This window comes from Psychrobacter urativorans, from assembly GCF_001298525.1.
Classification (GTDB): domain Bacteria; phylum Pseudomonadota; class Gammaproteobacteria; order Pseudomonadales; family Moraxellaceae; genus Psychrobacter; species Psychrobacter urativorans_A.
This window is the reverse complement of sequence record NZ_CP012678.1, coordinates 2601473-2613967: the sequence shown is the minus strand read 5'-3', so window position 1 is coordinate 2613967 and position 12495 is coordinate 2601473. Positions and strand designations below refer to the sequence as shown.

At 41.4% G+C, this 12495-nt stretch carries 7 protein-coding genes; 4 read left to right on the top strand and 3 right to left on the bottom strand.

Translation table 11 applies throughout. The features are described 5' to 3' along the window. Positions 1 to 118: 118 nt before the first annotated feature. The 4 genes from AOC03_RS11200 to AOC03_RS11185 all read left to right on the top strand — a co-directional run bounded on the left by AOC03_RS11200 (position 119) and on the right by AOC03_RS11185 (position 9094). Complete coding sequence (locus AOC03_RS11200; RefSeq protein WP_062536034.1) at positions 119 to 583, top strand: hypothetical protein; 465 nt, start codon at positions 119 to 121, stop codon at positions 581 to 583. Between the two features lie 187 nt (positions 584 to 770). Further along, positions 771 to 2672, top strand: a complete 1902-nt coding sequence (locus tag AOC03_RS11195; protein ID WP_062536032.1) for a DUF11 domain-containing protein — start codon at positions 771 to 773, stop codon at positions 2670 to 2672. A gap of 130 nt (positions 2673 to 2802) precedes the next feature. Continuing rightward, on the top strand, positions 2803 to 8097 hold the full coding sequence (locus AOC03_RS11190; RefSeq protein WP_062536030.1) for an SdrD B-like domain-containing protein: 5295 nt from the start codon (positions 2803 to 2805) through the stop codon (positions 8095 to 8097). A 121-nt stretch (positions 8098 to 8218) separates the two neighbouring features. Beyond that, complete coding sequence (locus AOC03_RS11185) at positions 8219 to 9094, top strand: hypothetical protein (RefSeq protein ID WP_204247912.1); 876 nt, start codon at positions 8219 to 8221, stop codon at positions 9092 to 9094. Between the two features lie 135 nt (positions 9095 to 9229). Here the strand turns inward: AOC03_RS11185 and AOC03_RS11180 are convergent, their stop codons facing one another. The 3 genes from AOC03_RS11180 to AOC03_RS11170 all read right to left on the bottom strand — a co-directional run bounded on the left by AOC03_RS11180 (position 9230) and on the right by AOC03_RS11170 (position 12028). After that, positions 9230 to 9922: a TetR/AcrR family transcriptional regulator gene (locus AOC03_RS11180; RefSeq protein WP_062536027.1), complete on the bottom strand. Its 693-nt coding sequence runs from the start codon at positions 9920 to 9922 to the stop codon at positions 9230 to 9232. A gap of 221 nt (positions 9923 to 10143) precedes the next feature. Next, positions 10144 to 11172, bottom strand: coding sequence for an endonuclease/exonuclease/phosphatase family protein (locus AOC03_RS11175; protein WP_062536025.1), 1029 nt, complete (start codon positions 11170 to 11172; stop codon positions 10144 to 10146). A gap of 385 nt (positions 11173 to 11557) precedes the next feature. Beyond that, entirely contained in the window at positions 11558 to 12028 is a 471-nt protein-coding gene (locus AOC03_RS11170) for a glycine zipper domain-containing protein (protein WP_204247962.1), read from the bottom strand. Positions 12029 to 12495: the final 467 nt, after the last annotated feature.

Sequence of the window (12495 nt, the reverse complement as noted above, 5' to 3'; positions counted from 1 at the left end):
ATATACACCAAGTATACGTAATTTATCTGTTGATTATAATGTAAATTTACTACCTCTCTTTGCTCGGTTGAATAAGGCTTGTATTCTTACAAACCTTTTATATGACCAGGAATTTACTATGAAAACCACATACGCTTTGAAAAGATTATTTTTAACGGTCTTGATATTTACTGCTGTTTTCGGTAGCGCCCAAGCGGCAGATGCTCTAAAAATGGAGCTTCAAGCCAGTAAAATCACTAAAGCCGCTAACGGTAAAGCAATCTATGTTGCCGCCTCCGACGCTAAAACAGGCGAAACGGTACAATATCGCGCCGTCTATACCAATGTTATCGAGCAGCCTATTAGTGACGTTGCTGTCACTTTACCCATCCCTGCCAATATGACATTTACGGGTGAAGCGAAACCTAATAGTGCGCAAGCGACTGTCGATGGGAAGAACTATGCCGATATGCCACTCATGCGTAAAGTAAATGGCAAAGTAGTCAAAATCCCATTATCAGAATACAAGGCGCTGCGCTGGAATATCAAATTGTTACCAGCAAAAAAATCAGCAGACGTTTCCCTAAATACTATTGTTAACTAAATTTAATTACTATTCTACGTTGTATACTTTTGAGGAATCACCGAATGCAGTCAGGCTTATTTAAATATTCAGTATTAACCGTTGGTATTGTTACTGCTATGGGCCTAGCGAGTATCGCTAATTCAGCGGGTCCTTCTGGCGGGGGCTCTGCAAGTTTTAACGTGACAACCAAGCAACCGCTAGCTATATGGTTGCCGGTGTTCCACAGACTGCTGTTTCAAATATAGTAAAAGTCACAGTATCTGAAACCGGCTCATTTACTTTAGACACTGATCGTACGGGTACTATTAATCCACAAGCACAGTCGAACGTGACCTTTACGCATAAACTTACGAATGCCGGTAACGTTACAGATACCTATACCATTGATATTGCCAATATCGCTACAGGCGATGACTTCGATTACGATCTTACAACCAGTAAGATTACCTATAAAATAAATAGTGCAGGTGCAGCAATTGATCTTCCTGCTAACAAACAGATCACACTAGAAGCAGGACAATATGCCGATATTGAGATTGTCGCTAAAAAAGAGACATCTGCAACTAAGAGTCGTATTGATGATATTGGTAAACTTACGGTTAGCGCAGCCAGTGCCTATTTAAGAGCACAGTCTACAAATACTACACCAGAAAAATATACTGCGGTTAATACTGACACTGCTACGACCGCAACTCCTATCTACGCCATTAACAAATCAGCATCTACTAATTTAGGTCTTAATAATAGAAACCTAGATTTAAATAATTCAGGTGCATTCGTTGATTATACGATTACAGTCAAAAACGAAGGTAACGCTACAGGCAGTGAGGTCACCGTTGTAGATGAGCTACCAAGCGGTTTAGTAGCGATACTATCACCAGACGCCAACTATAAAGCACCCACTACTAAGTCATCTATAACTGGCTCTAAAGCAGCTCCTATCATAACAGCAGCAGGAAAAACCATTACTGTATCTGGTTTAGATATAGCAGCTAATGAAGTCATTACTATTACCTTCCGTGCTAAAAAAGCGGAAGGTGCGGATAAATCAAGTGAGTTCAACAACTATGCAACCGTCAAAGACAGTACTAACAATGACGCTACCTTTGATCTTATCGACCACTCTGATGACCAAGCGCATGGTGCTCTAACAGAGAATAACTACGAGACGGTTAAAGCTGGCTCACTCTTTAAAGATAAAGGTAAAGATGACAATACAGCTGCCAACGTCACTGCTTCCAATCAAAGTCGCAAAATCGACCTCACTGGCGGCGATAATAAAGAAGTAGGTTTAGCAAGTGAGAGTTATTACAGCTATACGATAACAAATAACGGCATAGATCTGACAGAAGCAAAAACAGCCGGAGAAGTGTACTTTACTGTTGCGCCTACCGTAGATAACCTTAAAGTGGCTATTGAGAAGGTATATGTAGATGTAGACGGTAACGGCGTCTTTAGCGGTGGCGATGTAGAGTTAACTAAAGTAGGTGGTACTGAGAATTATGATTTACATGATGTTTTAGTAGCATTAGGCAAGACAGGCTTAGCCCCTGCCCCTACTGAGGCAGTAAAAATACTAGTAAAAGTGAACACTACTGGTGCTGACAATGCAACTCCTACCGCTAGTGATCTTGGTAAATCCGAAACCATGAAAGTGGTTGTCACAGCCCAAGGTGCATTACAAGGTACAGCAGCACCGATAGCGGGTGAAAAATCTACCACAATTACGATGCAAGGTATTAAATTAGAAAAGTACCAATATGCTAACACCTGTGGAACAGCACTAACGACTATCGCGCCTGCTAGCTGGGTGAAAACTGACATCACTGATAGCAGCATCGCGAAGCCTGGTAACTGTATCTACTATAAACTGGTCGCCACCAATACCTTTACTGGTACCGATCTCAATACTATTGCTATCCGAGATGAGATACCAGCTAAAGTAACGTACACAAGCGGTGCAGAATCTGAAACTAGTAAAGGCTCTCTAGGTGCATCTATAAACTTTACTAGCCCTAATCTTGTGGGTACATTTGCTACGTTAAAAGGTCAAGAGGCAGGTACACTGTTATTTTCTACTAAAATATCTCAAGCAGGCACAAAGTAATCATATCTTTATATATTATTTGCCACTTTATTTAACCTGATAATTTAGAGAGTATTTCCTAATACTCGTTAGGGAAACTCTACCTTCAGTTTTCATTTACTATTTTCTTTCATAAGTAGGATTACTAATTATGCACCACGCTGTGTCTTCGTCTTGTAACCCACGTTGCCGTATTGGCGCGCTTACTACGTTAGCCACATCGATTCTACTTACGCAAGCAAATATCGCCCATGCCGAAAATGGTAAAGGCGTTATAGATGTGAACAATATCGCTAGTGTCAGCTATATGGTTGACACTGATATTCAACAATATGCCCTATCAAACAAGGTTAACCTTAAAGCCTATACGCTGCCAATATATGACATCAGCATTACGCAATCCCCATTACAAACTATTGGGCTTGGCAGTACGGCAGAATGGGTAAACGTTCTAACCAATAATGGCACTTTCGACCAAACCCTTGCTTTAAGCTATAACTACCCAAGCAGCTTATCCAATTTAAAAGTCTATCAAGACATCAATAAAAACGGTCTTATTGATGCTGATGATTTATTACTCATCAATCCCAATCTACTTAAAATTGCTCAAGGCGAGAGCATCCAACTTATTATTCAAGCGCTTACTGATAGCAATGCTCGCGACGGCGATACCGCTGATATCAAAATCAGGGCGGTGGTAGTTGAAGATAAATCAGTAATGGCGGCTATAACCAATAAACTGGTTATTGTTGCACCCAGTATTCACTTCACTAGTTTTGATTTTAATGAACGTAGAAATAGCTCACAGGTTGGTGAGGATGTTTTTATTGAAGCTAGTTACGTACAATGTAACGTACAACCGAATAAGCCTGACCAAGTATGGCTGACTATTACCTCACCAATGACGGGTGACACTTATTCGCTCAAAGCCATCGAATCAGGCAATAATACGGGCAAGTATCGTCTATCAGCACCAACACAAAATAATGCTAATAAAATTAACGATAAAACCATTCAAACGTTACGGGGCGACAAATTATCCGCTCAGTTAGTCGCTTGTATTGCGCCATCTGTTGGTATTGATGAACAACCAATCCAATCTGACCTGACTTATATCAACGGTTATAGCACTCAAATCGATATCGTTAATAAAAACTCTAGCCTACAGATTATCAAAGAAAGTGATGTTAGAAGTGCTGAGCTTGGTGACTATGTCAACTACACCATCAAAGTCACTAATGATGGCGCAGCGACTGCCCATAACGTGCAGTTAAAAGACGCACTACCGCGTGGTTTCGACTATGTCAAAGGCACCGTACGCTATAATAAAGGCAACATCAATATCAATAAGGCTCAAACGACTGAGTTTAAAGCCGATGGTAAATATCAAGTCTTAAACTTAGGCAATATGGATGTTGGCACGAGTCAAGAAATCACTTACCGCGTATTAGTTGGGTCATCCTCATTAGGCGGTGATGGTATCAACCGTGCGACCGCATACGCTCGCGATGAGCGCAATCAAGTATTCGTGTCCAGAGAAGCGCAATGGGCAATTGATGTCAGCCGTGGCGTTATGAATACTGATGGGATTATTGTCGGTAAAATCTACCACGATATTAACCGTGATGGCATTCAGCAAAAAGAGAATGGCGAGCTTGGTGTCGCAGGTGTGCGTATTTATATGGAAAACGGCAACTTTGTCGTTACCGATCCTGAAGGTAAATATAACTTCTATGGTATCAATGCTAAGACTCACGTCTTGAAAGTCGACCGCACGACGCTACCGACTGGCACAGAACTGATCACCCAAAGTAGCCGTAATGCGGGTGATGCGGGTAGCCGATTTGTCGATTTAAAATATGGTGAGCTTCATCGCGCCGACTTTGCTTTGGTGGGCGGTATGGCAGACAGCACTGCCAGCCTGAACGAACAGCTTATTGCACGTAGCAAAAGTGTCAATGCCAAAAATGATACGCTAGAGCAAGCGGTCAAAAGCGAGCTGATATTAGAGCCAGATTATAATGGTAATCGCAATGACAATATCGATGCTAGCGGCTGTAAGTCGAACGATCATTTAGACCAAGGCATTACCTGTGATTCAGCCATTGTTGCAGATATGGCAAATGCTAACAGCAGACGTGCAGATATGAGCGTTGCCCTCATTGCCCCACCAAAAGCAGAAAAGTTGGAAGAATACCTCAAAGAGATCGTAAATAATAACGTCCATTTTATTAATTTAAGTACAGGTCAACAACTGGCATCATATAAGCAACTGGTACAAGTCCAAGCACCGCTAGGCTCAGAATTCACTTTATATGCCAATGGCAAAATGGTATCTGAACAACAAATTGGTAAAACCGCTGAACAAGAAAAGCAAAACGTCACCGCATTTGACTATTATGCTGTCGAGCTAAAGCGCGGTAGCAATACGTTACGCGGTGTGGCAACAGATATCAATGGTAAGGTCATCTCTGAACAAACTATCGAAGTGATAGCGCCAGATAGCTTACAAGCTATTGACTACCGTACCCAGCAAACGTTAGTAGAAGCCGATGGCATCAGCGAATACCAAGTTGTCATTAGCCTAAAAGACCGTGATAACCGTCCTTATATTTCATCAACGCCAATGACCATCGATACCAATATTGGGCGTATCAACCTACAAGACAGTAATAAAGACCAAGCGGGCACGCAAATAACGGTTAATGGTGGTGAACTACTCATTCCTATCATAGCGCCAAGCGTACCCGGTAAAGGCGAACTAATCATCGATACTGGCAGCAGCAAGCAAATTATTCCGCTACAGTTTACTGCCAAATTGCGCCCCCTTATTGCCGTTGGTATCGTTGAAGGCGTGATAGCGCTCAAAGACTTTGATGGTAACAATATCACTGACGCTCAAGGAGCGTTTGAAAAAGAGCTGCACGAGTTTGCGGGTAATGATGACTATGCCGCTACAGGTCGTGCGGCGATGTTCTTAAAAGGTAAGGTGCGCGGCGATTATCTTCTCACCTTAGCTTATGACAGTGATAAAAAAGGTGAACGTCTGTTCCGCGATATCGAGCCGGGCGAATACTATCCGGTATATGGTGATTCCTCAGCCAAAGGCTTTGATGCGCAATCGACTAGCAAGCTCTATGTGCGTCTGGATAAAGGTCGCTCATTTGCGATGTATGGCGATTTAAAAACACAAATTGATAATGATGATGGCATTAAACTTGGGCAATACAATCGTACTCTAACGGGTATCAAAGCCCAATATGAAGACACTAATACTCGTATTACCGCATTCGTCGCTGAGACCAGCTCATCGCAACGGGTTAACGAGACTCGTGGGCTTGGTATTTCAGGACCTTATCCGCTTGCTGAAAATTTCGATGCCGTCCTTGAAAATTCAGAAACTATTGAAGTCATCACTCGTGATGCCAACAACCCCGGATTGATTATTCGCCGCGAGACCCTAACACGCTTTGCCGATTATGAAATCGATCCTATCAGCCGTAGCTTATACCTAAAAGCGCCGATTGCCAGTCAGGACTTTGATGGTAATCCTATTTACCTACGTGTCACCGTTGAAGTAGATCAAGGCGGTGACAACTATTGGGTTGGTGGTGTGGCAGCCAAACAACAAGTGACTAATAAATTGGCGATTGGTGGTAGCTACATTCATAGTGATGACCCACTCAATAAAGAACAACTTGCCAGCATTAACAGCGTGATTCACTTTAATAATAAATTGAAATTGGTAGCTGAATATGCCAAAAATAAGGCTGAGAATCCAAATTACCAAGCAAGCAATCAAATCAATGCCACACCATTAGCAGACAATAATGTGGAGGGTGATGCTTTACGCATTGAGCTGAATTATGATAATAAGAAAAATACCCGTGCCAAAGCCTACTATAACGATGCTGATAAAGGCTTTGTTACCGGCGCATCGCCTTTAACGGCTGGGCGTACAGAATCAGGTATAGAAGTTACTCACGCCCTCACGAATAAGAAAACAGCACTAAAGCTTGAAGGTATTCGCACCAAAGACCATACCACTGAAGCCAGTGTTGAGGGCATCCAAGCCAGTATTGAACAACGCCTTAGCAAAAATATCACTGGTGAAATTGGGTTGCGTTATTATAAGCAAGACGCGACGGCTGCCTCACGTAATACCCAAGCAGCAACCGATGTAGTCGATATCACCAATGACACCATAATCAACAACGATATTATTAATCAATCTCCTCTTAACGGCGTTAATAACTCAGACAAAGACATTGAAGGCACGACTGTTCGCGCCCGCCTCACGACCCGTCTGCCCAAGCTAAATAATGCTCTACTGTTTGCAGAATATGAGCAAGATATTGACCAAAGCGCCCGCAATGCCACCTCTATTGGTGGTGAAACGTCTCTTGGTAATTTAGGTCGTCTGTATGCCCGCCATGATTTAATCAATAGCTTATCTGGCAGTTATGGTTTGGATGATACTGATGAGCGCCAACGTACTGTATTTGGCTTTGATGCCACTTATATGAAAGACGGTAAAGTCTACAGTGAATACCGCGCCCGTGATGCCATTAGCGCCCGCGAAGCTGAAGCTGCCATTGGTCTTAAAAATAAATGGTATGTGCAAAAAGGCTTAACCTTAAACACCTTATTTGAGCGCGTCGAATCGCTTGAAGGTGAAAAAGATACTACCGCCACCGCTGCTGGTTTTGGGATTGAGTATCTTGCTAAAGAAAACTACAAAGCCTCCGGACGTTTTGAGCAGCGTTGGGGGGAAACCAGTGACACGGTACTGGGTAGTGCAGGCATTGCCTATCGTTATACGGATAACGTTACCTTATTGGCAAAAGATATTTATTCACGCGTCGATTATGATGATGGTCATCGTGCCATTAACCGCTTTCAGCTAGGTGCGGCTTACCGCGAGCAGGATAGCACCAAGCTCGATATGCTGGCTAAACTTGAGTATCGTCTAGATGACAATGCAACCGGTGATGATCCCTACCAAAAAGATGCGGTGATTTGGTCATGGAGCGGCAACTACCATCCAACCCGCCCACTCACCTTATCTGGACACTATAACGGTAAATATACTAAGTATGCTGCTGACGGTATGACGAGTGATAACACTGCCCATGCTATTTCTGCTCGTAGTGTCTATGACATTAGTGAGCGTTGGGATGTGGGGCTGCAAGCAGGTACGTATTGGAATAAGCAAGCAGCTGACTTATCCTATCTGCTTGGTGCCGAAGTTGGCTATAGTCCGATGACCAATCTATGGCTATCACTTGGCTACAACTTTATGGGCTTTGAAGATGAAGATATCGCCTATGACGACAGTACGCAACAAGGGTATTATTTTAGACTACGCTTTAAGTTTGATGAAGATTTATTTAAGCGCCACGACAGCCAAAAAAACAATCGACTCACCACTAAGACCACGCTATAGCGTTTATTCTTGATGCGACATGGTTGATTTTGTCTTACAAAACACTATAGATTATAGACCATATCATCAGTATCATCTTTGATACTAGCTATTACATGGCTCATTATAAAAGCAGGTTTGTATGATATTTAACCTTACCACTCTAGCGACAAAATATATTTTGCAGCGGCTACCGTCTAGAGCTGTATATTCAGCGTTGTTGTTAATAGCTGCTGTGCCAGTGACACACGCTGCCAGCGTTAATAAGAGTAACGCTAGTGATATTTTAGTTGTCCGCTCTATTCGTGCGGCTGCTCACTGCCCTAGTGATGGCGTTAGAGATGTCAAGACTCTCTCACCGCAGCAAAGCTCACAACAGCGCACCATAGACTGTATGCTCATGCAGTTACAGGTCTATCAGCAAGACGACAAATCCGCACGTCAGCACTATCTTGCCTATAAGGCACAAGCGTGGCTGAACTATGCTTATCATAAAGACAGCATCAAAAGTAGAAGCGCAGCGGGCAGCCAAGCCTTACAAGCAGGCAGCCTTTTATTAGCAGCGCTACAAAACGGCACAGATGAACAATTAAGTATCACCACGGATATTCCAACGACGTCAGCGTTGATGCGCCCCGACCTTTGGGCAACGCTGAATGCATTAAAGGATAGTGGTGGTATCAGCGCAGCACCACGCGAATTGGCATTTAGTGAAGTCGCTCTCGTTTGGGCAGCGGCTGACCAATGCGAGCACGGCTGGAGACAATCGGGAACGCATTTTCGCATGGCTGATCGCTGGCTTGAACAGGCGCGTGAAGCTTACGTCAACGCTCATGATTCAGAGACTAATGTGGAACTTGAAAGTCTGATTAACCGTTACTTTAAACAGTACACACCTTTAGATACAGGAGACGATATTTGTCGTGGTCAAAAAATGGACAGTCATAAGTTATATATATCACAAACAATAACCATTCCGATGCCCGTTCCTACCGCTACTTATAACGTTGTTTATTAAAAAAACCAACCATATAATTATTGATAAAAATATAGTTATTCATAAAAATATAGTTATTAATAAAAAACTGACATTAAAAAGCCGGACTAAATCCGGCTTATTTTTTATATTATCTATCGAAATACCTTGAAGTTTTTATCGGCTTTTACGTGGTAATTTTTCTGGCAAGTAGCAACGTAGATAAGCGATAGAAGCAGTTGTGGCTTCTTGTAGATAGCTGTCTGTGATACTCTCATGACGGCGATAAGACAAAGTAAATATACCATTAATAATGCTATAAGTGACTAATAAAACGTCTTCAATATCTTCATAGTTTGGCATCTCATAACGCTCTGATAAACGCTTATAGACCAACTGCACGATTTGATGATCAATGGCTTCACCGAAGCTATCGCCTTCAAAGTCTGGCGTATTGGTATCATAAATCAGCTTAGCTTTAGTATGATCACTATGAAATATTTTCACACAACACTCAACGAGAGCCGTTAAGTACGCTTGCCATCTGTCGTAATCAACAGTCTCTACCGTTGCCAATATCTCTAATATTTCAATCGCATTTAAAAAACGTAATGCTAAAAAGATTGCTTCGATATTAGGAAAGAAATGGTACGCAGAAGCACGTGGAATGCCCGCTTCTTCACATACTGCCGCTAAGGTAATATCGTTAATCGCATGAGTTTCACTCAGCTTTTTGGCACCCATCAATAATTTCTGACGGCGGATACGACCTTGCTGACTGGTAAATTTAAACTTATTGGGTACTAGTTTTCTCGCCAATTCTGAGTCTACTAGTACATCTTCTATTTTATCGTCTTTATTGTCGCTCATTATAGACCTCTTGATGTGACGCCCTAGATTTATATACATGGTATTTATATATATGGTCATTATTGAATAATATGTGCAATGAATGAGCACATTATTGGTAAATTTTGGTTAATACAACCGCTATCAAATTCAATAAAAATACCTAATAAATACTGATATCGTATTAAACAAGGGCGTGAATGGGTTAAAAGAATAATGTATCAATTAACCAAATAACGTAATTAATCATGGAGTTGTATTTTCGCGCGTATAATACCATGATCTGTGACTCTATCGGTATAATCCCACTTTAAATGGTCGTTAAAATAATCTACCCGCTCAACCCGACCACGGGTAAATTTACTATCAGATAAAAACTCTTCTGAGACAAATAATTGATCAATCACTTCGGGCATACCCTGATAAATGTGCGTATATGCCACATCTCTCATCCAACCATAGCGTGCTTGAACCCGTGCAGCGTCAAACAAAGCCACGTCACGCATGCTTTTATCATAATTCACCTCACCTGTCTCCGTCATCAATTGAGTCGTGACACTGCCAGTGACATCATTCATGTCCCCTAGCAGAATTAATGGCTCGCGAGTATGATGCAATCGTTCAATAATCGACATTCGTATTGATGCCGCTTCAGCAGCGCGCATACACAAGCTGCGCAGCTTGGCACGAACACGAATATTTGGATCGTTCATATCTTCTAACAAATTACCTGCCTCATCTCGTAAGAAAAAGGCACGTTTACTTTTAAGATGAGCCGTAATAATCGTAATCGGTTGCCCGAAAGCATTCACACGTAAGACAAGTGGCGGACGATTAAAGCGGCGATACGGTCCGATATCCGGAATATCTATAATCGCCTTATCAGCAATTACTTCTAATAAACTGCTTTCTAACTGCTCAAAACGAGTGATTATGCCCACTGCTGGCGTATTTTGTGCACCGCGTCCTTTAGTATGTGGGCTATTTGGGTCATTACTTGCCAGCGGTATCACGACGTGTTCCGGCTTAAACCCTAATGCTATCGCGACTTCTACCAATGCCTGACTGTCCCAAACTTCCTGCACTGCAATAATATCGGCATGAGCTTTAACCAGTAATTCTGTAATACCTCGTACTTTTTTGTCATAAGCTTTTTTATCATAAGGCGGCGTGTTTTCATAATAAGTACGATTAGGATTGGCGAAGTTCAGCAAGTTAGCAGTGGCTATATAAAATTGCTTATGAGCATCAGTTTCGAATTGGTTTACCATGTACCTCACCTTTTTCTATTTATTATTTTTATTTATTAAAATGTATGTCATTAACGATTGTTTTATAAACTGCTTTTACAAATACTATTTCTAGCGTTTATTAAAACTGTGATTCATTAAACTTAAAATAATTTTACTCTATATTCTTATTAAATAACGATTTATATTTTAAAAATCCATATTTAATTATTTTATAAAAACAAAAAAGCTTCCAAACATTAGTTTGAAAGCTTTAACATAGCATAAATATTATGAACTTACCGTTTAGATTGTAAGTGATATACATTTAAATTTATCTTAATAACAAAGCAGTAATTTTTTTCATTATTTTTTTGTGTTGTAACATTTAGAACTTAAATGGTATAAACATATTGAGTTTTTTAAATTAACTCACACGATTCCAAGCGTCACGAGAGGCGGCACGTGCTTCATTCCATTCCATACGTGATTCGCCTTTGACTTCATGCCATGAACGCTCTAAATCGGCTTCGTGATCTTCAAAGCGAGCGCCAACAGGATAGCGAGCACGATTGGCATAACCTACTGCATAGGCAGGGTGCAAATCACGGTCGTAATCATAACCTTCTCTGTAATAAGGCGCATTGGCATATTGTGCACGCCAATAGGCTTCTTCATGTGTAGGGTCAATTGCTTCTGCTGCTGCATGACCGATACCACCGCCGACGATTGCACCAATCGCGCCACCAATGAGGGTTCCGAGTGGACCTGCTATCGTACCAATAGCTGCGCCTGCTGCCGCACCACCAAGGCCACCAATACCGGTTCCTACTGGATGTGAACCGGGCTCACCGGTAATAATATCCGCATTTAAATCTTTTTTTGTTTCTTTTGACATCTGCTTTACTGCGCTACGATCAATGTCATCATGATGACCTACAACATGGTTACCAATGATATGATGGTCATCTATAATATTATCGTTTTCATGTCTGATGATATGCCCATCAAGCGCATGATCTGTACCTGTTAATCTGCGTTCATTATCGTCAATTATTCGTTCTTTATCGCCTACTTCAAGGTAATGCTCATCGATGACAAGGTTGTTAGGATTTGTAGTGCGGTTATCGTTACTCATAATGTTATCCTTAAATTCATTGTTATATTTTAAATTTATTGTTTATTAAGTTATTTAACTGAATTGTGACATTAAATTGAGGCTTAAAACTGTGTAGGTTTAAAACTATTAAAGATTAAAACCAATGCTCGGTTAATCGGTCACAGATGGAGTATAGGGAGTTAATGGGGATAGCAGATAGGCTGATTATGTAATCTGTGTCCATATTGATATGCGCTTCAGTTACA